At 45.2% G+C, this 26,586-nt stretch carries 15 protein-coding genes; 5 read left to right on the top strand and 10 right to left on the bottom strand.

What is annotated here, in order from left to right; all coding sequences use genetic code 11:
- Positions 1–189 precede the first annotated feature (189 nt).
- Entirely contained in the window at positions 190–1,197 is a 1,008-nt protein-coding gene (locus tag GVN16_RS25045; protein WP_166566719.1) for a hypothetical protein, read from the top strand.
- On the opposite strand, the gene GVN16_RS25040 is transcribed toward GVN16_RS25045, so the two are convergent.
- The 6 genes from GVN16_RS25040 to GVN16_RS25015 all read right to left on the bottom strand — a co-directional run bounded on the left by GVN16_RS25040 (position 1,177) and on the right by GVN16_RS25015 (position 11,018).
- Positions 1,177–2,586, bottom strand: coding sequence for a hypothetical protein (locus GVN16_RS25040; RefSeq protein WP_166566718.1), 1,410 nt, complete (start codon positions 2,584–2,586; stop codon positions 1,177–1,179). The genes GVN16_RS25045 and GVN16_RS25040 overlap by 21 nt on opposite strands.
- Positions 2,587–2,622: 36 nt before the next feature.
- Positions 2,623–3,492 (bottom strand): ParB/RepB/Spo0J family partition protein, encoded by an 870-nt coding sequence (locus GVN16_RS25035; RefSeq protein WP_166566717.1) that lies wholly within the window; start codon positions 3,490–3,492, stop codon positions 2,623–2,625.
- Entirely contained in the window at positions 3,479–4,318 is an 840-nt protein-coding gene (locus tag GVN16_RS25030; protein ID WP_166566716.1) for a ParA family protein, read from the bottom strand. Before GVN16_RS25030 ends, GVN16_RS25035 begins: the two co-directional genes overlap by 14 nt.
- A 239-nt stretch (positions 4,319–4,557) precedes the next feature.
- Positions 4,558–7,848, bottom strand: coding sequence for a T9SS type A sorting domain-containing protein (locus GVN16_RS25025; protein ID WP_166566715.1), 3,291 nt, complete (start codon positions 7,846–7,848; stop codon positions 4,558–4,560).
- A gap of 261 nt (positions 7,849–8,109) precedes the next feature.
- A complete protein-coding gene (locus GVN16_RS25020) occupies positions 8,110–10,293 on the bottom strand; it encodes a TonB-dependent receptor domain-containing protein (protein WP_205748991.1) in 2,184 nt (727 codons plus the stop codon).
- A 185-nt stretch (positions 10,294–10,478) separates the two neighbouring features.
- On the bottom strand, positions 10,479–11,018 hold the full coding sequence (locus tag GVN16_RS25015) for a hypothetical protein (protein ID WP_166566714.1): 540 nt from the start codon (positions 11,016–11,018) through the stop codon (positions 10,479–10,481).
- Between the two features lie 63 nt (positions 11,019–11,081).
- On the opposite strand from GVN16_RS25015, the gene dnaG reads away from it, so the two are divergent.
- From dnaG to dnaB, 3 genes are all read left to right on the top strand, one after another.
- Complete coding sequence (dnaG, locus tag GVN16_RS25010) at positions 11,082–13,034, top strand: DNA primase (RefSeq protein WP_166566713.1); 1,953 nt, start codon at positions 11,082–11,084, stop codon at positions 13,032–13,034.
- A 172-nt stretch (positions 13,035–13,206) separates the two neighbouring features.
- Positions 13,207–15,792 (top strand): zinc-dependent metalloprotease, encoded by a 2,586-nt coding sequence (locus GVN16_RS25005; RefSeq protein ID WP_166566712.1) that lies wholly within the window; start codon positions 13,207–13,209, stop codon positions 15,790–15,792.
- A gap of 238 nt (positions 15,793–16,030) precedes the next feature.
- Positions 16,031–17,494: a replicative DNA helicase gene (gene dnaB / locus GVN16_RS25000; RefSeq protein ID WP_166566711.1), complete on the top strand. Its 1,464-nt coding sequence runs from the start codon at positions 16,031–16,033 to the stop codon at positions 17,492–17,494.
- A 107-nt stretch (positions 17,495–17,601) separates the two neighbouring features.
- Here dnaB and GVN16_RS24995 read toward each other — a convergent pair whose 3' ends face one another.
- From GVN16_RS24995 to GVN16_RS24980, 4 genes are all read right to left on the bottom strand, one after another.
- Positions 17,602–19,374 carry an ABC transporter ATP-binding protein gene (locus GVN16_RS24995; RefSeq protein WP_166566710.1) on the bottom strand — a complete coding sequence of 591 codons (1,773 nt, stop codon included), beginning with the start codon at positions 19,372–19,374 and terminating at the stop codon, positions 17,602–17,604.
- Positions 19,375–19,444: 70 nt separating this feature from the next.
- A complete protein-coding gene (locus tag GVN16_RS24990) occupies positions 19,445–20,251 on the bottom strand; it encodes a ParA family protein (protein ID WP_166566709.1) in 807 nt (268 codons plus the stop codon).
- Between the two features lie 149 nt (positions 20,252–20,400).
- Positions 20,401–21,198, bottom strand: coding sequence for a Rossmann-like and DUF2520 domain-containing protein (locus GVN16_RS24985; protein WP_166566708.1), 798 nt, complete (start codon positions 21,196–21,198; stop codon positions 20,401–20,403).
- Between the two features lie 51 nt (positions 21,199–21,249).
- The gene (locus GVN16_RS24980; RefSeq protein WP_166566707.1) at positions 21,250–22,509 is read right to left on the bottom strand and encodes a 3-deoxy-D-manno-octulosonic acid transferase; all 1,260 of its coding nucleotides are present in this window, start codon (positions 22,507–22,509) and stop codon (positions 21,250–21,252) included.
- A 160-nt stretch (positions 22,510–22,669) separates the two neighbouring features.
- Between GVN16_RS24980 and ileS the strand changes: the two genes are divergently transcribed.
- On the top strand, positions 22,670–26,062 hold the full coding sequence (gene ileS, locus GVN16_RS24975) for an isoleucine--tRNA ligase (protein ID WP_166566706.1): 3,393 nt from the start codon (positions 22,670–22,672) through the stop codon (positions 26,060–26,062).
- Positions 26,063–26,586 lie beyond the last annotated feature (524 nt).

The following is a 26,586-nucleotide window of genomic DNA, read 5'->3' as shown; positions in this document are numbered from 1 at the left end:
TTAAACGGAGTCATAATTGAAATATTTTCCAGACAAAGTAGCCCCGCTGTTTCAAAAAAGCCGTAATCCTGCCACGGCTAAAAAAAATGAGCCCTGATTATATATTCGATTTTGTATAGTCGTTCCCACTCCTTATTTTTGCGTAACCAGGAGATTATTTACAACCCTTACTAAAAAGCCGTTCCACGTTTGAATAGAAAACTACAAATAGCAGTTTTGCTTTTAATTACGTTTTTTTGCTTTAGTACCGATGGACAGACTGTGTCTATTGAGGTATTGCAGCAGGGGAATTCTTTTAAAGATTCTTCCTACTATGACATCATGCAGGTAGGTGAAAAATACTGGATTGGCGGCAAGTACGGCATCCTGCAAACCATTGATAACAAGGGCAACCTCTCTGCTATCGACTACCCTTCCGAAAAAGTGGACATCTACAAGTTTGACAGGTTTGATGAGCAGAATATCATTGCCTGCGGCGACAAAGGGGTGATTTACAAACACAACCTTACCGATAAGTCCTGGAAAACGATTAAGGTGAAAGGTTACGAAAATTCATGTTTTTATAACATGGTGGTCGTCAACAGTTCCAAAGTTTACATTTGCGGCGGAAAATCAAAAATAGCCCATTCAGGAAAAACAGTGCCCAACGGCTTCATACTCGAGTCAAACGACGGCGGAATTTCATGGAAACGTATTTATTTCAATCCGTTCCAGATGGTCTGGTGTGTAAAGTACAATCCTTTCAACGAACGCGTCTATGCCCTGATGTACACACCCAACAAGACCAAGTTGTTTGTACTGAATGACGAAAAATGGAAAAAGAAAAACAAGATCGGTAAGAACATATTCCACGAGGTTCAGTTTCTCGACAAAGACAATTATGTAGCCACAGGAGGCTGGATCGGCAAGAAAGGCGAGATTTACCACAACCGTAACAGGGTGATCATTCCGGGCTCAGGCTTGCTTTGGGGGCGTGTTGCCGGTCAGAAATATGACATTTATTCTGCCTGCGACGGCCAGATAGTACTGGATGACAAATCCGGAAACTTCCAGGTATTCGGAGCAAAACTCAATAAAGCCTTCAGTATTTACGAGACCATTTTCACGTCCGACCATACGGCCATTGCCATCGGAAGTGCCCGGACGATCCTGATGATTAAAATTGAAGATCCTGCTTCAGAGGTTGGAGGAATCTGATTTGATAAGCCTTTCATATTTCTGAAATGCCAGTGCCACCAAAGCCGTGGTGTAAGCATCCGAAGTGAAATAAAGCAGGTTTCTGACCACTGTCCCCCCGGAAAAGAAAACACCGCCCTCCCAGTAAGTCTGCCCTCCCTGTTGTTTCCTGTGACTGTGAATGAACGCCATCGATTTATGGATCATGTCCACAGGCACCTGCTGCCCCGATTCTTTCAGATAAAGCAAGGCCAGGGTGGCATAAACAGAAGATTGCAGCCTGTCGTGCCTATTGACCTTCCTGCGGCTTGTAAAACTCCCGTCAGGGTGTTGTGTTTTCGTCAGATGCCTGATCAGGTATTGAGACGATGAAACCAACGCGGTGTCGCCTGAGGCCAAAGCCCTCGAAACCGCATAATGAAAATGATAGCGGTTGGGATAGTATATGCCCATCCGATTCCAGCGGCCCCTTCTGGCATGTTTCCGGATCAGCTCACCTGCCCGGGCACTGCCTGCACTTTCACCCACTTGCCCGCTTTTAGATAAATAGGTCAGTACGTTGGCGTTCACTACCACATCCACGTCATTTGCTCCCCAGGGAATGTACGGCTCATAGGCATGAGGGTAACAGATACTGAAAGGCATAAAAAAGACCATGTTGTGCAACACCACTTTATGAAAGCTCCATTCCGTCAGTTCTTTCTCCTGACCAAACCAGGTCATGTAGGCTCCTGAATTCCTGAATCCGTGAAAAAGATAATTGTACCAGTGGCGGTTATACCTGTCCTTGTCGACATAGCTGTCAAACAGACGGTGGTCAGCCCGTTGAAGTGTGTCATGCCCGCCGAAAATCTTTTGATGATACCACACCGCAAGGTTGCCCATCGAGGTATCGTCAGCGTCATTTTCCACATTGGCGGCATTATTCATGAAGCGTTCCTCAAGCAGGAAAGTCGTCGGCCTCCGCACTTTGGGCACGGGATCGGGCTCTTTGCTAAACATCTGAAGGTCTCTTCTCGGGGGGAGGTTTTTCCAGAAATTAAAGCGGTTTCCGGTAGAATAGCTCAGGATTTCGGGATATACTTTATCCAGCATCGGCAGAATCTGCTTCTTCGAAGTATCTGCCAGGTACAGCTCAGCCAGGCTGTTGTAGATCCCGGCCATGGTAAAACAATTGGAATCGCGGTATTTATTACGGGGGCCCAGCAAAAAAAAGAAGCCTTTCATTCTCATATAAGCCTCCCATTCTCCTTTATATTGCTTACCCTCTATGGTTTCAAGTGTTTGATTTTCAGCAAGATAAGTCAGACTCCTGTCCAGGTCCATGCGGATAGAATCGGGATGAACCACCTGCCCGGATGACACGAAGGGAATTAACAGGAGAAATAAAAGAGTAGACTTATAACTCATAAGCTGTCAGGCAAACTTAGGTTTTCAGAGCCGCACTTAAGCCTTGATAGACTCCAGTTTTCTCAGAATGGTCTCCAGCTGCTCATCATTGGAGAATTTAATAGAAACGTGTCCTTTCTCAATATCCGAGATATTGATCTTGATGGGCACCAGTGTTTTACCTTTTAAAGTAATTTCTTCGATCCTCATGTCTTCCCGGTATCTATCCAGGGCCGAGGCCTCTCTTTCAAAAGTATTTTCTTCCTTGACCAGTTGTTCCACTTTTCTGGCACTCAGGTCCTGCTCAATAATCCTCTTATATAATTCAATCTGAAAAAGTTTGTCTTCAAGGGTAATCAGAGGCCTCGCCTGCCCCACACTCAGCAGTCCCAATATCAAACCCGTCTGAATTTCAGCAGGCAATTGAAGCAATCTAAGGTAATTGTTTACCGTAGTCCTGTTTTTACCGACTCTTCCTCCCAGTTCTTCCTGCAGCAGGTTACATTCATTGATCATCCTCTGGTAAGACAATGCAATTTCAATCGGGTTGAGGTTTTCACGCTGAATGTTTTCGATAAGGGCCATTTCAAGCGACCGCTGATCATCCACATCCCTGATATAGGCAGGCACTTTGGTCAATCCGGCTTTCAGGGCCGCCCTGTAACGCCTCTCCCCTGAAATGATCTCAAACTTATCTTTTTCCAGCTCTCTGACGGTGATGGGCTGAATGATGCCGTGCACTTTGATTGACTCCGCCAGTTCACGAATGGCCGTTTCATCAAAATCCGTTCTCGGCTGAAATGCTCCTGCCTGAATTTTATCGAGTTCAAGTTCTTTTACACCTTTAAAAGCTGCCACTTTCTGGCTAACAACCAGTTCGCTGTCAGACAGTAAGGAGCCTAAACCTCTTCCTCTATTTGGTAACATTCTCCTGATTGTTTTTTATCTCTTCCAAATTATTTCTTTTCAACATCTCTTTGGCCAGGTCGATATAACTCAGAGCTCCTTTGTTTTCCAGGAACCTGATATCGAATTCGCCTTCTTTTTCTCCTGAGAACATCAGCAGGGCAGGCACACCGTAACTCGGGGCTTCGGCCAGTTTGATGTTACGCGGCACGATGGTCTCAAAACACAACTTACCGAAGTATTTCCTTACGTCTTCCACCACCATTTTAGAAAGATTGGTCCTTCCGTCATACATGGTCAGAACATACCCTTCCATGATCAGGTTCGGGTTCAGCCTCTTCTTGATGATCTCGATCGTATTCTGAAGCTTGGCGATACCTTCAAGGGCGAAATACTCACACTGAACAGGGATCAAAACCGAATCAGAAGCCACGATGGAGTTGATGACCATCAGACCCAGGGACGGAGAACAGTCAATGAAAATAAAATCATACTGATCTCTCAGGCCATCTATCAATTCCTTTAAAATATATTCCCTGGCCACCTGGTTGACAATTTCAAGCTCAAAACCTGCCAGATCAATGTGTGATGAGATCAGGTCGAGATTAGGAATATTGGTTTTGATGATACAATCTTTCAGTTCCGACTGTCCGATCAGGGCGGTGTATATATTATTCTCAATGTCCTTACTGTCAATACCAATACCTGAACCGGCGTTGGCCTGTGGATCAGTGTCAATGATCAGCACTTTATAATCCAGAATAGCCAGTGAGGCAGACAGGTTGATAGCCGTAGTTGTTTTACCTACTCCACCTTTTTGATTTACGATTGAGACAATTTTTCCCATGGTTCCTTGGTTTGTTTAGGGCAGGCACATCCATGCGGACACTCCTGCGGAACGCAAAGATAATACATTTTAAAAACATATTTACCGCGGTAACAGGATTGTAGAGAAGTTTTAAAAATGTGGATAAGTCTTTTTCAGGGACTTACAGATTATACGGGTATTGATGTAAAAGTCTCCTGAATGTAAAAGAAAGGGCAACTTCCAAAATTGCCCTTTCAATACCGACATCGTAATTAGTGCTAATTCTGTTTCACAAATTGCTTCACAAAGGTCTTTTCATCAACCACGGATTTGATGAGGTATTTGCCGTCGTTCAGCGTTTCCACATCAATTTTGATTTCCTGTTTACCCAAACCTGATATCTTTGAAACACTTTTAACCATCCTGCCTGACATATCATAGATAAGAAAATCCGCTTTCGCTTCCTTCTTGGCATAAAACACAAGGGTTAGCGTAGTCGTAACCGGATTAGGGTAGATCGTAAACAAACCTTCATTTGATTCAGACAATGAAACGGCCTCTTCTGCACTTAACCTGGCCCCGCCACTGAGGTAACAGACCCTGAAAAGCTGGTTGGCAGCGGGAGGATTATCAACGCCATATTGCCTGATCAGACCATACTCTCCTGAACCTGTATAAGTTTCCATTTGCAAACCCCATGACCATGTTGAGGTGTGCTTGGGAACAATCTTGAAGAACCCTGCATTATTGTAAACGAACGCAAACTTCTGATATTCCTGACTGTTGTAAGTCCCCTGGATCATATTCGCTCCGTTGGCCAGAGGGTCGCTGCCTCCCATCACCTGAACACCGGTATTTTCATTATTATTAGTGATTTTATAGTATTTTATGTCATCTACGGTTTCTGCAAGTTCTATTTTGAAAGTAGCTGCAGATACCCCTTGTTTATATTTCCCGCTGCTCTCTTTTCCGATAAACCCTGACTGGTCTTTTACATTGATATGGTACAAACCACCGGAGGTTATTGACGTCGAAGCGGAACAGGTCCCAGAAGGAGAATTTATGATAACCTGAACCGATACTCTGGAGCTTTCACAAGTGCCATTATTACAGGCAGCATAATAAGTTGTGCTACTTGAAACCACCGGCGTAGTCCAGGAACTTAAAGAACTCAGGGAAGTACCACCCGAAGCCACGTTATACCATCTGATGGTACTACCCGATGCACAGGTTCCGCTGAATGACCCGCTTCCGCTGGCAGCATTTATGGTGACACTCGAAGGCGAAACAGAAGGAGAATTGACGCTACAGGGAGGGTCAGTGCTGGTAGGACAAACTTTAAAAAGAGCATAGTCACCTACCGGACTGCCATATCCATATTGCCTGATCAACCCGTATTCTCCTGATCCTGTATATGTTTCCATATTAAGACCCCAGTTCCAGCCATCCACACTCATTGGGATGATCCTGAAACTGTTACCGTCCAGCTGGAATCTGAATCTTTTGTAACTTTCATTATTATAAGACCCCGACGAAACAATATAAGCCCCCTGGCTTTGAGAACCATTCTGAACTTCCATCACCTGGTTAGTGGCAATGTTCGTTACTTTATAAATACCGGAATTGAGGATCACCTCATCAAGACGATAAATATTGTTATTATCGGTCGTACTTTGCTCAAGTTTATTACTGCTGTTAAACCGGACTGCCTGATTGGTGGCATTGAGACGGATTTTATAATTGCTACCGGATGTTATGGCGGTTCCGCAGCTTCCTTGTGTATCTATATTTACAGTGACCTGAACCCTGCTGCTCTCACAAGTACCATTATTACAAGCTGCATAATAGGTGGTTGGAGCAGTAAGAGAAGGGGTAGACCACGGACTGACGGAACTCAACGAACTTCCTCCTGAGCTCACGTTATACCATCTGACGCCACCCGAAGTACAGGAAGCACTAAGAGAAGAACCTGTTCCTGATGGAACAGAAGGCGGAGTGGCCTGAACGTTTGTTGGTGCACCAACACTACACCCGCCTGTCCCCAAATAAAAATTTGCCGTTGAAACATCGGAATAGGCATTTCCTGCCCTGATTCTCTGAAATTGTATATAGAATTCGCCTGATTGTCCGGAAATGTTAAAAGAAGCCTGTCCCCCGGAATAGGAAGGAGATATATAGGTGTTCGCGAAAGTGTTTCCTGACTTTTTGAAAAGCTTGTGGCTTATGTCATTGTATCCATTTACATTTCCTACAGGAACTGTTACCGTATTGGTAGTAAGAAGTGGGGATATTGGATTTTCACTTAAAACAAGGCTACTCTGACTGGCATTCATAAAACTTAAATCCATTTTCTGAAACCATCTGTCTGCAACAACATTTAACATGTTCGTGGTTCGAAAGTGTACATCACCTCCTCTGTCCAAAAGAGTTATGTCATCAGTAGATGGTCCTGAAAAAACACTGGAATTATTTACAACAGCCGTCTGTGCATCTATAATTGCCTGGGAAGTGTTGTTGGGGGCTACTCCTTTTCTGCAATTGCCAAGACTATAATCATGACGGGAAGCTTTTGAAACCATCCATGTCAGGCTATTACCAAAATTACCCCTGATATTTGAAATCAGGGCTTCCATTCGATACTGATAAAAGCTCTTCATAGTAGAGTAATCCGGAGTAGCATGTTGTGGATTTCTATCTCCCATTACAGCGTCAGCTTCCCCCTGATGCCATAACACAGCTCTGAAGCCCAGTGGCTTTAAGTAATATGTTACTGCAGGGTATATATCTGCGGTGGAAGGATAAATGATACCGGTAGAATCACAATCAAAGGTTCTTTTCCCAGCACTGTGCCAATTGTCAATATTTGAGTCTTCTACGGCAGCATTAAAAAAAAGTACCGGAACATCTTTTCTATAATAACCTGAATTGACGTCCCTGGTCAGTTTATCTCCCAGAATATGCCAGTAGTATTTACCTTTACCATTAGGTGCAAAGGACTGATTATTAGAATTGTTTATGTTTGCCCCGATAGAGTTCAAGGTCACAATCGAAAAATTCTGATGTTGTTTTTTATGCAAAACCTGATCTGACGAGAAGCCCAACGGGTTCATACAAAATACCATATCGTTTCTTTTCGGAACATCGTCGTAATTACCATATCCTCCGGCATTGGATTGACCGGCAATGACAAAAACATCCCCTACCCCCAAATTCGTTGTAATTATCCTGTTATTGTCTGAATTAATACGGAACTTAACCTCAAAATAACCTGCAATAAGGTTCAGACTGATGTTATAATTATTCATTCCGTTTCCTGTGGGACTGACGCCACTCCAACCGCTTGGAGAACCATCGTCTGTAAGCGAACCATCTGACAAAAGCTTCTTCTTCTGATAATTATATTCAATAAGGGTAGCTCCTGTATTTAGCCTGAAGAAAACCTTAAAAGAAGCCTGTTGAGAAGAATTTCTCTGAAAAATTGTGTTGTTCTTCGGCCAGACTATCACATCCTGTGCCTTGGCCTGAATAAAAAAAGAAAGGAAAAAGAGAAGTGTAAGTGTTTTTTTCATAAAAAAAATTGTTTAAAAGTGTTTGAATGTCAAAATCCGTTCACAATTGACTAAAAACTGATTCATTTTGATTTTGTCATCGGTCTTTTAAGCACAAGATTCCGGATACGTAAAAATAACCGTTACTTATAAACTTTTCATTAATTTTATGAGAAATGTTTGTGATATTTATTGAAAGGTAACAAAAAGATTATCACTCAATTAAATAAAAGAATCCCGGCACAGGTCAAATATCTGTGCCGGGATTCTTCATTTCAACTATCATATCTGCACCACAAACGTCCCGACAATGCTGCGGCCATCTGAACTCCAGACGCCTACACCAGGATATCCGGTAGGTCTTTTGGTGAAATACTGCGTGTTCGTCAGGTTATTGATACCCAGTTTGAAAGTATAATTTTTAGCAATACCGATAGAAGTGTTCAGGTCCCACAGGCTGTAAGAAGGCACCACGCCTTTGGCTCCGTCCACGCCCGGTGTCACGGTATTCAGGGCATCTGAGAAGCTTTCAGCCACATAGCTGTATTGCAGTGAGGCACTGAACTTGCGGAACTGCACATTCAAACCACTTCTGCTGATCCACTCCGGAACAGTCTCCAGTTTATTACCTACAATACTTTTGTTTTCTCCTGTCAGTACCACGGAGCCTTTGGTATATTCCGCATCAAAATAAGAGGTTGAGGTAAATAAAGAAATCTGCCCCTTATTGGTCTGATATGCCTTAAACTCTGCAAAGACTTCCAGCCCTCTCGTCACAGTAGTTCCGGTATTGGTCTTATACACATAATTCGTTCCTGTAGAAGCATCCGGAAGTATCAGGCTGCCGATCCTGTTTTTATAATCAATCTGGAAGTAAGTCACATCAAAATTCAGCTTTTCAGCCAGATGTCCTCTCAAACCGATTTCGGTGTTGGAGCCTGAGGCGTCTTTCAGATCAGGATTGGTCCTGTCCAAAGCTGTAGGAGGAATGATATCAGAGAAAATAACCGGCCTGTAAGCCTGGGCCCATCCTGCATATAACTCCAGGTCCTTTTTGAGCTGGTACTGGGCCGTCACACCAAACAATGGAAAAGTGTGTTTGATTGACGTCGGCAGTTTTTCAGGAGCGTAATAAGAGATGGCCCCAGTCATATCGGTATTGCCGCTTTCTACCCTGAACGAAGGGGATACTTTCAGCTTAGATGTCAGATAGAAGAGGTTTTCAGCGAAGAAGGCCACATTCTTTGTTTTGTATTGAAGATCGCGACCCCAGTTACCGGTAATGCTAAGGTCATATTCCGTGCCGGTGGTTCCTTTTCCCACCTGACGTCTGTGAAGGCGGTTATTGATCACCCTTACCCCACCGATCAGGATGCTTTTCTGGTTGCCTATCTTATATTCTCTTGTCAGCTTCAACTCACTCGCGTAGCTGTTAAAACCATCAATATCCACTTGCCTGTTTTTGGTGGGATCATCCGCGACATTGGCCAGAGCGATATATTGTACGCTGCTTCTTGTGCCTAAAACCGCCGAGTTGACCCACGACAGCCTGGTTCTGGCATTGATATCCCAGTCAAAACTCAGCGACGGCACATAAATATCCGGGCTGAAATAGTTTCCGCTTCTGGTCGACTGACGCGGGTCGGCATTGAACAATGCATCGGTCAGTGGCCCCGGAATTCTGAAACGATAAGTACTCCTGCCTGTCTCAGCTTTGATCCTGAAGTTCCTGGCCGCCTGGTAAGTCAGGCTGACGAACTGAGATTCAGCATCTGATCTGGCATTTTTACGGTATCCGTCTGAAACCCTTTTGTGATAATACGCATAATACTGCCACTTGCCCACTTTACCGCCGACGGCATTGTAAGAGCTGAACAAACCATACGAACCCGCAGAATTGATGCTCTCAAAACTGATGGGTTTGGTAGTATCGGCCGTTTTGGTGACATAGTTGATCATACCGCCAAACTGTGCTCCGTACTGTAATGAAGACGTGCCTCTGATGAGCTCGATTTTACGGATGGACTCCATCGGCGGGCTGTAATGACTCGCCGGATATCCATATATGTCAGAATTCGTCATGATACCGTTTTGTCTTACATTGTACTCCCAGCTTCTGTGGGGGTCAAGCCCTCTGGTCGAAAGGTTCATCTGGTTGCCCGAGCCGTCCATGTCATAAACAAATGCCCCGGGCACCTTGGCAAAAATCTGTCTTCCCGTCTTTTCCGCCAGGTTGGCGTTCAGGTTCTGAACCAGGATCACTTCGTTCTTTTTACCGGCTACGATAAAGTTCTGATGCAGGTCTCCGAGGCGTTCAAGGTCGTTTTTGTGATACGATCTGATGATAACCTCGTTCAGTTTTTTGACGGCAAGGGAGTCCTGAGCTTCCTGCGATAAGGCAGGAAAAACCACCCCGATATGGTATAAAAACAGGATAATGATAAATGTATTTTTTCTGATGTTCATTTCAGTTCTGTTAAAAATTTACGAAAATATTCATACAGGAGCCCATGCAGAACCTCGTCTGGAGACAGCGTCCGGCACCAAAAACCTGTTATTGGAAATTTCAGCTCATATACCGTAACCGGCATAACCGCCATTGGCCGGCAAAACATGGCCGGCGAAACGTTTTTGAGCTTGTATCTTAAAAATCAGAACCTGGGAGGAGGAGAAACCGGGCTGGTCTTAAATGAAATAAAAAGATTCACGGGGTTAAAATGTCCGAAACTGAGATAGTCCGTCCAGTAAAAAGTATAATAAGAAACGATGTTCTTCACATAACTTTTCGAAAAATTCTTGAGCAGGTCTATCAGGTTCTGGACAGGGTCTAGCGGCTGGGTATCGTAGTTTTTGGTAATTTCGCCGATCAGCTGGAAAAAATTCTGGCGGGTAAAGTTCTCTTTTTTCAGGTAAGTATAGAGCGTGTCATTGGCGAAAGTCTTTTTGAACGCACTGAAAAACTCTCCTTTGAAAATAACCACTTCATCAATGTTCCTCAGGGTCGTCACCGTACTTTGATAAGGCAGCTGAAAGGGTTTCTTAATGAGCAGACTGTCTCCGTTTTCCACAAAAAACACCGACTCCTCATATTTTTCTTCCTGGATTTCTTCCTGGTAAAACTCCAGCACAGGCTTACCGATCATGTTGATGATCAGCAAAAGACAGAGCAATATGGCAAATGTTCTTTTCAAACCTGCTAAATAAGTACTGACAAATTTAAGTAAAATTAAACATTAATCGCATAAATTTACGGTATGATTCCTCAGGATACTATACAGCAGATCATTCAGGCCGCCGATGTTGTCGAAGTCATCGGCGATTTCGTTTCTTTAAAGAAGCGTGGGGCCAGTATGATCGCCTGCTGTCCGTTTCACAACGAGAAAACGCCTTCTTTTTACGTCTCTCCCGCCAAGCAGATCTATAAGTGTTTCGGGTGTGGCAAAGGTGGCGATTCTGTGCGTTTTGTGATGGACCTGGAAAGCCTCTCCTATCCTGATGCTCTCAAGTGGCTGGCCAAAAAGTACAATATTGAGATCAAGGAAAAGGAATTTACCGACCAGGACCTCATCCAGCAGAATGAGAAGGACAGTTTATACATTGTCACGGAGTTTGCCAAGAATTTCTATGCCAGCTACCTCAACGAAAACGAGGAAGGACAGAGCGTAGGCCAGTCCTACTTTAAGGAAAGGGGATTTTCAAAAGCCACCATACAGAAATTCGAGCTGGGTTTCAGTCCCGACTCTTGGGATACCTTTACCAAACATGCCTTAAAGAACGGTTTCAGCCTGGATATTCTCGAAAAAGCCGGGCTAACGATCCAGAAAGAAGGCAAAGACCCTATAGACCGTTTCAGGGGCCGGGTTATTTTCCCGGTGCATAATGTTCCCGGAAAAACGATTGCTTTCGGAGCCAGGATCTTAAAACCGGACCCCAAGGCCCCGAAATACCTCAACTCGCCGGAAACAGAGATTTATCATAAAAGCAAGGTTGTTTACGGTATTTACCAGGCTAAAAATGCGATCCGACAGCAGGACAATTGCTTCCTGGTAGAAGGTTACACTGACGTGATATCCCTGCACCAGGCGGGTATTGAGAACGTGGTAGCCTCCTCAGGCACCTCACTTACCAAAGAGCAGATTCAGCTGATCAGGCGTTTCACACCGAATATTACCGTTTTATACGACGGTGACACTGCAGGCATCAAGGCCTCCCTCAGGGGAATCGACATCATCCTTGAAGAAGACATGAATGTCAAATCGGTCGTGTTTCCTGATGGTGACGACCCCGACAGTTACATCCGGAAAGTTGGTGGTGAAAGTTTCATCAGCTATGTGAATCAGACCGGTAAAGATTTCATCCGGTTCAAAACCGAGATTTCCCTCGCTGATGCAGGCAATGACCCCATCAAAAAAGCCGGACTGATCACCGACCTGGTGGATACAATCACCAAAATACCGAATCCGATCAAAAGATCGGTGTTTTATAAGGAAGTAAGCACCTTGCTTCAGATTGATGAGAATATCCTGATCAATGAGGGCAACAAGCTGATCCGCAATAAATCAAACCATCAGAGGAAAGATAACAGAAACCAGCCGCAGGGCGTCCCTGACGAACTTCCACCGGATTTCTTCATGCCTGTGGACCCGTCGGAGTATCTTCAGCAGGAGGTCAAGGAAACCACCTCAACCAAAAACCACCAGGAAGAAGCCCTGGTGAGGGACTTGATTGCCTATGGACATGTCATCATAGAAAAAGACGAAGAAAACGGACAGGAGTTTACCCTTGCCGATTACCTTTTCCATGAAACGGCAGATATTACTTTTGAAACCCCTGTGTATGTGAAGATTATAGAAACCTACAAGAGTTTTTATGATCAGGGGCAACTGCCACCCACCACCACATTCAGCTCACACCCTGACGAAGAAATACAGAAGACCGTCATCAACTGGCTGGCCTCTGAGCATGAACTCAGTGAAAACTGGCATAAATTTGAGATTTTCATTCCCAAATACGAAGATTTGCTGCACTTGCTTTCCTTCAAGATGATTCTCAGAACCAGGATCAAAATTCTTGAAAATAAATATAAGGAAATGATGGCTGAACTGGCCGAAAGCAGTGAAGATGATCAGGATGTCATCATTTCGGAACTGGATAAAATCAAGAAAAAGATCATCCCGCTTTCTAAGGAGCTCGGTTCTGTTTTTTAACTTTCCTGTAACTTCTCCTACGTCTTCTCAAAAGGCCATTTTGTCTGAAAACTATCTTTTCAGGTCACATTTGTAATTATTTTTACTTCGCAATTGCGTTTATAATATTTTTTCGCAAAATTGGCCTTCTTTTACTTATAAAGTTTCAATCAATTAAAAAACAAATTAGAAAATGAAATTACTTCGACAGACGCTTCTTTTGTGTCTGATGCTTGTTGCTGCCCTAGGTGTACAGGCTCAGAAAAAAAAGAAAAAAGACCAGACCCCAGAAACACCTGCTGCCCCGGTAGCTGCCAAGCCGGCTGCCCCTGCTAAAAAACCTGACGCTCCCAAAAAAGGCCCTAAGCCTTACAAAGAAGTGGTAGACAGTACTGCTGTTACTAAAAAAGGCTTGTTTACCGTTCACAAAGTAGACGACAAATGGCTTTTCGAAATCCCAGATTCATTGTTCGGAAGAGAGATCATGACGATCACCCGTTTCTCCAAAACAGCTGCCGGTGGCGGACTTTTTGGTGGGGAAGAAGTGAACAGACAAGTGGTTAAATGGGAAAAAGGCCCTTCTGATAATATCTTTTTAAGATCAATCACCTATGTATTGATGTCTCCGGACAGCACCAAGCCGATGGCCCAGGCCGTTAAAAATTCAAGTGCTGACCCGATCATCGGTAACTTTGAGATCAAAGCCATTAAAAAAGACTCTGCTTCGAAAAAAGCAGTTGCCTACGTGATCGACGTTACTTCAACTTTTGACGGCGATTATCAGACATTTTCACTGGACCCGATTTCAAAACAAATATACAACATCGCTGCGTTCATGAAGGACAGATCATTCATCCAGAAGATCAGTGCCTATCCAAACAACGTAGAGGTAAGAACTACCAAAACTTTCAGCGTCGTTCCTCCGAGAATTTCACTGACCCCGATTCCTCAGATCGGTACGTACCTGCCTGCCAGTCTTGAGTCAGGTGTGGTGACAATGGAGTTTAACACTTCACTCATCCTGCTGCCTAAAGTTCCGATGAGAAAAAGGTTCTTTGATGCCCGTGTGGGTTACTTCGCTAACCAGTATTCCGTATTTAAAGAAGAATCACAATCTTCTGCACAGGATGTATTTGCTGTGAGATGGAGACTGGAGCCTAAGTCAAAAGAAGATGCAGAAAAACAAAAAAGAGGTGAGCTGATTGAGCCTAAGAAACCAATCGTTTATTATATCGATCCTGCCACGCCTGAAAAATGGAGAAAATACCTGAAACAAGGGGTAGATGACTGGACCATCGCGTTCGAAAAAGCAGGTTGGAAAAACGCCATCAGAGGTGAATACTGGCCTGAAAGCGATACTACCATGAGTCTTGAAGATGCAAGATTCTCTGTCATCAGATACTTTGCTGCTGATATCCAGAATGCTTACGGTCCGAACGTCCATGACCCGAGAAGTGGTGAGATCATTGAAAGTCACATCGGCTGGTATCACAACGTCATGAGATTATTGAGAAACTGGTACATGATCCAGGCTGCTGCCGTAGACCCTGCTGCCCGTAACAAAAACTTCAAGGACGAACTGATGGGTCAGTTGATCCGTTTTGTGTCTTCTCACGAAGTAGGTCACACTTTGGGTCTTCGTCACAACATGGGAGCCAGCTCGGCCACCCCGGTTGAAAAACTGAGAGACAAAGATTACACTGCAGCCAACGGACATACTTCTTCTATCATGGATTATGCCCGTTTCAACTACGTGGCTCAGCCTGAAGATGGCGTGAAAGACCTGTTCCCACGTATCGGTGACTATGATAAATGGGCTATCGAATGGGGTTACAAGTATTTTGCAGATGCGAAAAGCGACACTGAGGAAAAGGCAATCCTGAACGGCATGACCAAAGAAGCTTACAAAAACAACAGACTTTGGTTCGGTACCGAAATCAGCCCTTATGATCCGAGATACCAGACTGAAGATTTGAGCGACAACGCTATGAAAGCTTCAGAATACGGCATCAAAAACCTTCAGAGAATCCTTCCTAACCTGATCAACTGGAGCAAGGAAGACGGCGAAAGCTACAAAGACCTGAATGAACTATATGCCAACGTAACCGGTCAGTACAGACGTTATATCGGTCACGTGACTAAAAACGTCGGAGGTATTTATGACAATCCTAAGACCTACGACATGACGGGCAACCAGTTTGAAAATGTACCGAAAGCTACGCAGAAAGAAGCGGTGGCGTTCTTAAATGCACAATTGTTCAAAACTCCCGTATGGATGCTTGATCAGACTGTGTTGAGCAAAATCAAGCCTGAAGCCGGAACTGAATTTGTAAAAACTATCCAGGATCAGACTTTGAGCAACCTTCTTGCCGGTGACAGAATCGTGAGATTACTGGAAGGATCGAGCCAGAGTGCAGCTAACTATTCAGTGGATGAATTCCTGACCGATCTTAAATCAGGTATTTTCTCTGAACTGAAATCAAGCTCAGCCATCGACCAATACCGTCGTAACCTTCAGAAAGTTTATGTCGACAAACTTGTTGTGTTACTGACACCGGGCAAAACCCTGGTAAGGTCAATTCCTGTAGGGGTTACTTACGGTTTTGATACCAAGCAGGTAGACCTGAACCAAACCGACTTACCTTCTATCGCCAGAGCTCAGCTGGAAGCGTTGAGAGCTGAATTGAAAGGTTCTTCAGTAAGAATCACTGATAAAATCAGCAAATACCACGTTCAGGACCTGGTTAACAGAATTACGAAGGGACTTGATCCTAAATAAGGAGTATGGAGAACGGAGTAAGGGAAAAAGCCCGCCCAGCGTGACCGCCAGGAGCAAGGAGAAGGGAAAGGTAGATTTCTCGTTTAGCTTTTGCTTTCAGATCTGATCCGGCTCCGTATATTTCAAAAAGCCTGCTGAAAATATTTTCGGCGGGCTTTTTGTTTTTTGGGTTATCTTATCAAACGTTTTTATTTGCTATCTTTAAGCCCGGTTTTTAAAAACCGTTAAAGCCAGCTGAATGAAACAGAGAAAAAGAACACCTGCCAATGCCAAGCGTAACCCTGACCAGGTTTACGAATTTCAGCAATCCTCTCATATCATTGAGCTGGAAGCAAGTGTTTTAGGAGGGGTCATCAAAGAAAAAGATGCCCTTACGGCCGTCATCGATATTCTCAAGCCTGACAGCTTTATTGCTGAAAAGCACGAAGCCATCTACCAGGCTATTCTTTTGCTTTTCGGAAAATCAGAACCGGTGGATTTGCTGACTGTCACCAATCAGTTGAGGCAGTCAGGCGAACTGGAGTTTGTGGGAGGGGCCGCTTACCTGGCCAGGATGACGGGTAAAACCACGGTTTCGCACATTGAGCAGGACGCCAGGATCATTGTCCAGTATGCCATCAGGAGGAAGATCATCCAGGTGATGTCCGATGTCAAAGACAAAGCTTACGAAGACACCACGGACGTATTCAACCTCATGGATTTCACAGAACAGAGCCTCAGGGATATCCAGGAAGGCAACCTGAACAAGAACATCCCTGACCTGAGCCTCGTGGTTCAGAAAACCCTGCAGGAACTGAGAAACAAAGCTGAACAGGACGCAGGAGATTCCAGCTGTCCATCAGGTTTTCCGTCACTCGACAGGGTAACAGGTGGCTGGCACAACACCGAATTGATCATCATCGCGGCCAGGCCGGGTATGGGTAAAACCGCGTTTGTGGTTTCGGCATTGAGAAATGCCGCCATCGACTTTAAATTGCCCGTTGCTTTATTCTCTCTTGAAATGTCCTCCCAGCAGGTCATGCTGCGTCTGATTTCTGCCGAAGCAGAGATTGACTCTCAGAAACTAAGAAAAGGGGACCTGGAAGAACCGGAGTGGCATGCCTTGCACTCGCGGCTCAACAACCTGGCGACTGCCCCTATTTATATTGACGATACCCCGGCTTTGTCGGTACTTGAACTTCGAACCAAGGCACGAAGACTGAAAGCCTTCCATAATATCAAACTGCTGATCGTGGATTATCTCCAGCTGATGACCGCCGGAAACGGCAAGGCCGGAATGAACCGTGAACAGGAGATTGCGGCCATCTCAAGGTCGTTGAAAACCATTGCCAAAGAATTGAACATCCCGGTGATCGCCCTTTCCCAGTTGAGCCGTTCGGTTGAGACCAGGGGTGGTGATAAGCGTCCCCAGCTATCGGATTTGAGGGAATCGGGTTCCATCGAGCAGGATGCCGACGTGGTAATGTTCCTTTACCGTCCTGAATACTACCAGATTACCGAAACAGAAACTGGAGAAAGTACCCAGGGTATGGCCGAGGTCATCATTGCCAAAAACCGGAGTGGCTCTGTGGACAATGTCAACCTGAGATTTGTCGGAAAATATACCCGCTTCGCCGAATTCGATGGCTTCTCTGTCTCGAAAGAAGAATACGAACAACTCAGCGGCAACAGGATCATGGGCAGCAAGGCAAATGACTTGTAAAACCTGGTTTTATATCATCGGCAACCTGCTCAGTTGACGCCCGGTTAAAAATTACATCAGGTGTCCCCCCGGAGTATGCCTGTCTTCACCTTTGATTTTATTAAATTTCAATCCGTTCTCAACCTTTCCTGATGCATCCAAAGGTCCTGGAAAATTGCATTGCCGGCCCGCAGCTCTTCAAAAGTACCCTCTGCAACAACTCTTCCTTTGCCAAGTATATAAACATAATCGAAATGTCTGAGCAGGTGCAGCCTGTGGAGAGAAGAAATGACGGCCTTATCGGAAAACGCTTCGAAAAGCCTCTCGTAGATCAAGGCCTCCGTTTTGGAATCAACGCTGCTGGTGGGTTCATCCAAGAGCACTACCTGACTGCTTTCTGCTGCCAGAATTCCACGGGCCAGAGCCAGGCGTTGCTTTTGTCCTCCCGACAAATTCACCCCTTTTTCCTGAATGTTTGACTTCAGACCATTGGGCAGTTGCTCTGCAGTTTCAGTGAAGAGGGCTTTTTTGCACATTTCCCAAACTTCAGTTTCGGTAAACGGCAGCCCGAGAGTGATGTTATATTCAATCGTATTTTCAAAGATCTCCGGTTCCTGAGGAAACAGCGTCACCGTTTCGTTGAGCGAAGCGATGTTCATTTTTTTCCCGTCTACTGAAAACCCAAAACCAGGTTCGGCTTCATACAATCCCCTCAGCAATGCCAGAAGCGTACTTTTCCCGCTGCCGCTTTCACCAATAAAGGCTATGCGTTGCCCCCTTTTTATGTTGAGATGAATATTATGAAGACTTTGGGGAGCGTGGCCGTCGTCATAAGCTCCCTGATATGAAAAATTCAGACCCTCTATCTTGATGGTGCTCCAGTCCTGCGGAAGAACTGTTTGTGCTTCCGGCCTGTGCTGCTTTTCATAAGACTCTCCGATAGACCGGGCAGTTTGCACATCTGTATTAAGCATCACAATTTCGGTATATTGCCAGGCAACGTCATGAAAAACACTGGTAAACTGATTGACATAACCCAGCAAAGCCACCAACCCGCCTACATAAAATACCTGACCGGGGTGCCAGTTTTGGTAAACATAACCAAAGGCAATGACCGCATAAGTTAAAGCGACCAGAAGATCGGCAAAAAACCATTTCTTTTCATTGATGATCACATTTCTGCGAAAAGGTGATAAAACCGCCTGCACCTTTTCCATCAATCCGTTTTCCATGCTTTTCTCCAGGCGTAAGGTAATAACTGTCATGATGTTGGAAAGGCTGTCAAACAGCGTTGACGAAATAACATGCTCCTTTTCATTGACCTCGTCAAGTGTTTTGATAAACGGCTTGTCGAATTTAAAGATCACCCAAACTGTAAAAATGCCTATTAAAACACCAATCCCGCCGAAAAGGGGAGAATAATAGATAATGGCAACAAAGGAAAACAGGAACTTTGACAAAGCGTAAAAATACATAAAGCCGTTCTGGAAAAAGGTTTTAAGAGCTTCGTAAGCTTTCCTGATCCTGTTAATGGTGGCTCCGCTGTGGTGATCCTGATGCCACTTTACCGGCAGATGCAAAGCCTGGTGATACTTCTCCCTCAGAAAATTCCTGCCCAGATTAAACGCCAGCAGCCTTTCCCAAACCCTGGCTGGCCCGTGAAATGCCCATTCAAAAAGCTTCAGAATCATGTAGGCAATCCCATACCAGCCCGCATATTCGACCACACGGGAATTATCACGCTGAATGGCGTCGATAAACCAACCAAACATAAGTGGCAAAACACCGTAGGTGATGCTCGAAACAGCAAACATCAGGTATATCAGGATGTATCTTCTACGTTCATGCTGAGCATATTTCCAGGCAGTACGCAGCAACGATATGTAAGGATTCTGGGTCATAACGATGTCGAACCTGGCAGATTCCCACCATGTTTTACAGAAAAGGATGTCTACTCAGGACGAAGGAACCTCAATTCAACTTCCTCGAACCGTTCTTTTTAATTTTATTCAGGTTATATTTCTCCAGGAATTCCAGGATCAGACGATCATAGGCCTTGGCTCCTACAGAAGGAACTTTCGACAAAATAACAGGAACCTGGCTGGCAGTAGAATCAATAAATGCCGGGTCACGCGGAATGTAGGTATCAAAGACTTCATCTTCGAAATTAGTCCTCATCAGATCCAGAATCTGGTTTGACAGATCATTGTCTTCATCATGCATGGTCAGCAAAACGCCTTCCACATACAATTCCGGCTTTAACCTTTTCTGGATAATCCTGATGGTACCCAGGATCAGTTCAAGCCCCTCGATCCCGAAATACTCACACTGTAACGGGATGATGATCGAATCGGAAGCCATGAGGCTGTTGACCGGTACAATCCCCAATGAAGGCGGGCAATCGATGAAAATGAAATCGTAAAGCGGCTTGACGACCTCCAGCTTTTCGGTCAGGATATATTCTCTTTCGGTGACATTCACCAGTTCAATTTCAGCTCCTACCAAATGCGGGGTTGAGGGAATAATGTCAAGGTTTTTATATCCGGAAGCAAGTATACAATCCTGAATCGGGGCAAGGCCCACCAATGCGGCATAAATACTTTTGTTGTCGAAATCCTGTTTGAGGCCCAGGGCCACGGAGCAGCTGGCCTGGTGATCGGTGTCTATTAACAACACTTTATAGCCCCTTGCAGCAAAACCTGCGGACAGGTTCACAGCAGTGGTGGTTTTACCGACTCCACCCTTCTGATTGGAAATAGCTATTATCTTAGGAAGCATCTGTTGTTAAAATTCTGAAGGCAATTTACACAAATATTTTATTCGTATCATCTTTTAAAAGATTTCAAAGAGATTAAATTGTATAAAGTATCAGATTAATTTACTTGTTGAGTTCCCACAAATCTAAAGAATAAGTCGATAAAAACCTATTATTCTCCGTGCCAGTCTCTTATGCTGTCGGTCATCGTCTGGTACACTTTCCTCAGGTCGTCGTCATCCGCCAGGTATTCGAGATGTTTTTTAACCGTGGCCTGGTCGCCTCTTACTGCCGGACCCGTCTGAACATCCGCCGGGTGAGTGGCTAAGATGGCTTTGTTGAAAGTCTCTGAAATAAGCGGTTTGAGGATGTCAAACTCCATATCTTCCGATTCGACAATTTCTTTGGCAAGGCCCCATAAGTGATTGGTAAAGTTACAGGCAAACACGGCGGCCACATGCAGGGCCCTGCGTTCTTCCGAGCTGATCAGGTAAATCGCATCTGACATGGCACTGCCTACCTTGACAAGAAAAGCTTCTGTTTTTTCGTCGGCGGCTTCAATACAAAGCGGAATATGGGCAAACTCTATTCTCCTGTTTTTGGTAAAGGTCATCAGCGGATAAAACACGCCGCAATTAACAGGCAGGTCATGGTGGATCTGAAAAGCCTGCTGCATTTCACTGAGGTATTTTGCTCCGGAAGTATGGACCACAATGGCATTTTCAGGCAGTAACATCTTAGCACAAACTCCCAGAACGGCGTCGTCTGAGACTGCGATGATAAACAACTGGGAATTACTTTCAGAAAAATCAAGGTCGTTTTTAACTTCGGCACTGTACAGCAAGCCCGCCAGATGTATGGCTTTGGCTACATCTCTTCCATAAATTTCGGCAATTCTGTATCCTGCCTGTTCAAGTGCCTGGGAAAGGTGCCATGCAAGATTGCCTGTCCCTATGATTGAAATATTCATCGTTAATTTTTTACAAATTTGTCAGGTTGTAATGGTAAAGATAGTAAAAAATCAAAGAGCCTGACGTATGTATTGCATGATTTTGGCGGTTGCCCCTACATGGTCTTTGATGTATGAAGATGACGATTTACAAGCTTCTGAGTAGATTTTGGGGTCTTTTTGAAAACCGGTCATCAGGTTTTCAAGCTCCCGGATGTCTCCAACAGCAAAGGCCGAGCCACCTTCTATGAGATCAAGTGCTTCTCTGAATTTAGTGTAATTTTTATTCCCGAAAAACAAAGGCACTCCGAAAACCGCGGCTTCGAGGGTATTGTGCAGGCCTTTACCAAAAGACCCGCCGATATAGGCAAAGTCGGCATACTGATAGAGGGACGACAACATACCCACATTGTCGATAAATAAGACCTGTGCCTGACTGATATCTGTATCAGGCTGAATTTCAGAGTATTTAACAGTAGCTGATTTGATTTCAGACTGCCAGGCGATGATCTCCTGCCCGCTGATTTCATGGGGAGCCACGATAAAGCTCAGTTCCGGATGATTGTTCATCAACGGGATCAGCACCTTCATGTCCTCTGCCCAGGCACTGCCGATCACCATCGTCTGCCGGCCAGCTTTGAAACGCTGAGCCACTGAAATCTCCCTGACGGAACCCGCAATCTCCGCCACCCTGTCAAAACGGGTATCTCCGGCCAGGGTATAACGGTCGTAGGCTATGGATTGAAGTAAATCTCCTGACTCTTTGTTCTGCACAAAAATATGATCGAAACGAAACAAAATACTTCTGAAAAATCCGCCGTAAGGCTTAAAAAACATCTGTCCGGGTCTGAGTATGACCGAAAACCCCACGGTCTTAGCTCCGGCGGCTTTCAGTTCTTTCAGGAAATTGGACCAGAACTCATACTTGACAAAAAATGCAATCCTGGGCTGAATGATTCCCACAAACTTCCTGGCGTTTTCCGGTGTATCGGTCGGCAGGTAGACGATATAATCAGCCTGGGCATAGTTTTTACGGACTTCATAACCCGACGGAGAAAAGAAACTCAGCACGATTTTAACTTCCGGATAATCCTTCTTAAACGCCTCAATGACGGGCCTTCCCTGCTCAAATTCACCCAGAGAAGCACAATGAAACCAGGCAAAATCTATCTGCGGATGGATGGATCTGAAAACCGAGATTTCATCCAGCACCTCTTCGGTAATCTCCCGGCCGTCAAGCCATTTTTTTGCTTTCGGATTGAAGACAGAGGCTAATTGATAAACCCAGGAAAGACAATGAATGGACAGATTATATAAAAGGCTGTTTATCATTTGCTGATAAGGATAAAGATGAAGACTGCAAATCTACCGCATTATTTTCAAAAAACAGATCAAACACTAATTTTCTGTTCTTTCATGGCCTTAAAATTGTTATCTTTGCGGCTTGTTTTGAACCAGGGTTTGCGACCAATCCCATTTTAGCATTAACGATATGAATTATCCAGAGTACAAATCGGTCAGTTACGCAGAAATAGCAGACGAAATATTGAAATTTTGGCAGGACAACGACATTTTCAACCAGTCCGTCGAAATCAGGGAAGGAAAAGAAACTTTCACGTTTTTTGAGGGGCCGCCATCGGCCAACGGAACTCCCGGCATTCACCACGTCATGGCCAGAACGATTAAGGATATTTTCTGTCGTTACAAGACTTTACAGGGCTTCCAGGTCAAAAGGAAAGGAGGCTGGGACACCCACGGTCTGCCCGTAGAACTCCAGGTAGAGAAAGAACTCGGCATCACCAAAGATGATATCGGCAAGAAAATCTCGGTGGCAGAATACAACAAAAAATGCCGCGAAACGGTCATGCGATTTACCAGCCAATGGGATGAACTGACCGAGAAAATGGGATATTGGGTAGACCTTGAGAATCCGTATATCACTTATGAAAACAAATACATTGAAAGCGTATGGTACTTACTGAAAGAGCTTTACAAAAAAGGATTGCTTTACAAAGGGTACACCATACAGCCCTATTCTCCGGCTGCCGGAACAGGACTTTCATCGCATGAGCTTAACCAGCCGGGTACTTACCATGAAGTAAAAGACACTTCCATGACTGCCCAGTTTAAGGTCATTAACAACGAAAAATCAGCCTTCCTTTTTGAGAAAGCAGACAGTGAAGAGGTATTCATCCTGGCCTGGACCACCACGCCCTGGACTTTGCCTTCCAACGCGGCTTTGACAGTAGGAAAAAACATAGAATATGCTCTTGTAAAGACCTTCAATCCATATACTTACGAAGCGGCTTATGTGGTATTGGCCAAAGACCTGATCGGGAAGTATTTCTCTGAAAAAGGGAAAGACGGTGACTTCGAAGGCTTTGCAGCTTCTGATAAAAAAGTAAATCCATGGAGCATCCTGACGACCTTCAAAGGATCGGACCTGGAAGGCATAGATTATGAACAACTGATGCCTTATGTGCAGCCGGAATCTCCTGCTTTCAGGGTCATCACCGGTGACTTTGTGACGACCGAAGACGGAACAGGTGTGGTGCACACTGCCCCTACTTTCGGTGCGGATGACTTCAGGGTAGCCCAGCAAAACGGTATCCCTGCCATCATGGTCAAAGATGAAACAGGTAAAGATGTGCCTTTGGTAGACAAGCGGGGCAGGTTTGTTAAAGAAGTGACCGACTATGCTTCAGAATATGTAAAAGAAGCCTATCTGACCGACGAAGAAAAAGAAGCGGAGCGTCAGAAACAGGGCAGAGACAAATATTTATCGGTGGATGAGCGTATTGCCATCAAGCTAAAAACCGAGAACAGGGCGTTCAATGTACAGAAATTTGATCACCCGTACCCGCATTGCTGGAGAACCGACAAGCCGGTGTTGTATTACCCACTCGACAGCTGGTTTATCAAAACAACGGCCATGAAAGACCGCCTGGCAGAGCTGAACACGACGATCAACTGGAAACCGGAATCTACCGGAACAGGACGTTTTGGCAACTGGCTTGAGAATCTTGTTGACTGGAACCTTTCGCGTTCGCGTTTCTGGGGCACACCACTGCCGATCTGGAGAAACGACGACGGAGAAGAAATATGCATCGGATCCATCGCCGAACTGGAAGAAGGCGTAAGAAATGCACTGGATAAAGGCCATCTGACTTATGATGAATTAACCAGCAACCATGCTTTTCTGGATGCCGTGAAAAGCGAGACCATGGACCTCCACAGACCTTTTGTGGATGAAGTCTACCTGGTTTCTGCTACCGGGAAAACCCTTTACCGTGAACCCGACCTGATCGATGTATGGTTTGACTCAGGGGCAATGCCTTATGCCCAATGGCACTATCCGTTTGAGAACCAGGATATATTCGACAAATCATATCCGGCCGATTTCATCTCTGAAGGTGTGGATCAGACCCGTGGTTGGTTCTTTACCCTGCATGCCATTGCAGGTATGCTGTTTGATTCAGTGGCCTTCAAAAACGTGGTCTCTACAGGCCTGGTGCTGGATAAAAACGGCAATAAAATGTCGAAAAGACTGGGCAATGCGGTCGATCCTTTTGAAACGCTTAAAAACTATGGTGCCGACCCGACCCGCTGGTACATGATCACCAATGCACAGCCATGGGATAACCTTAAATTTGACCTGGCGGGCATCACGGAGGTCAGAAACAAGTTTTTCGGAACGCTGACCAACACGTACAATTTCTTTGCTTTATACTCGAACCTCGACGGTTACACCGCCACAGGAAATATAGATTTCAGCAAAACCACCGAACTGGACAGGTGGATTTTGTCCAGGCTTCAGACCCTGGTGAAGGAAGTGGGCGAATCATACGAAACCTACGAACCTACCAAAGCCGCCAGAGCCATACAGGATTATGTATGTGATCAGTTGTCCAACTGGTACGTGCGTCTGGGCAGAAGAAGATTCTGGAACCCTTCAGCGGGTGAGGCTGAGAAAAGCGATAAACAGGCTGCTTACGAAACCCTGGCTTATTGTTTGAAAACCGTTGCCCAGCTGATGTCGCCGGTGGCACCGTTTTACGCCGACTGGTTGTATAAAAACCTGAGCGAGAAATCAGATAAGGTTTCTGTTCACCTGAGCGACTTCCCTGTTGTGCAGGAATCATGGATCAATGAAGAGCTGGAAACCTCTATGGAACTGGCCCAGAGAATCAGTTCAATGGTACACTCCATCCGCAAGAGCCACAGGATCAAGGTGCGTCAGCCCCTCTCAAAAATCCTGGTGCCGGTATTGAGCGAAAAGACCAGGGAGCAGATCCGCCACGTAGATGAACTGATCAAAACGGAGGTTAACATCAAGGCTGTAGAGTATCTTGATGATGCCTCGGGCGTATTGTCGAAGAAAGTGAAGCCGAATTTCAAGACCCTCGGGCCGAAGTTTGGTAAAGATATGAAAGCAGTAGCTGCTGCCATCAGTGAATTGAATGGTGATCAGCTGAAAACCATCGAAGCCCAGGGCTTTATCGATTTGCCGGTAGGAAAGATTGCGATCGAGGATGTGGAAATCCTGACAGAGGATTTACCAGGCTATCTGACTGCACAGGATGGCGGTCTGACCGTTGCCCTGGACGTGAGCATCAGCGAAGAACTTAAAAACGAAGGTATCGCCCGTGATTTCGTCAACCGTGTTCAGAATTACCGTAAGGACAACGGTTTTGAAGTAGTTGATAAAATCAGCATCCGGCTGGAAAATAATAATGAAGAGCTGATAGCCGCTATCTCGGCCAACCAGGCCTATATCAGCCAGGAAGTTCAGGCCGTAAGCCTTGACATCGTGGATACACTGGCAGAAAAAGCAGAAATCGAAATGGATGAGTTTGTGCTGCTGGTGGAGATTAAAGTGGTTTAATGGCTGGAGAAAGCAGTAAGGAGAATGGAAAAAGGAGGACTTGGTCTTCCTTTTTCCGTTTATGCCGCTGTCCCGCGTCTTCAGACGCACCGGACGGCGTAATTCGGTCTCTGACCGAAGTCAAGAGTATTTATCTGAGCTGCTGTTGGAGATTAAAGTGGTTTAATGGCTGGAGAAAGCAGTAAGGAGAATGAAAAAAGGAGGACTTGGTCTTCCTTTTTCCGTTTATGCCGCTGTCCAGCGTCTTCTAGACGCACCGGACGGCGTAATTCGGTCTCTGACCGAAGTCAAGAGGGCCTGTCTGAGGCAAAAAGGCTTATAAAAATGTTTGCATTGGCCAGATCAGCCACTTCGGGGCCCTCCATTGAGCTACCATGAGGGTCATGAGGAAGAGGAGAAAGCTTCGAAGATAAGCCAAGGGGCTCTTATTACACGTAAAGCATCAATGATGAAGTTTCGAAAGTATCCGTCCGAGCTTTTAGCCAGCTGTCCCGCGTCTCCAGACGCACCGGACGGCGTAATTC

The sequence above is a fragment of the Emticicia sp. CRIBPO genome (genome assembly GCF_009905725.1).
Taxonomy (GTDB): Bacteria; Bacteroidota; Bacteroidia; order Cytophagales; family Spirosomataceae; genus Leadbetterella.
The sequence above is the reverse complement of the archived record's forward strand: the minus strand, read 5'-3'. Positions and strand labels throughout refer to the sequence as shown.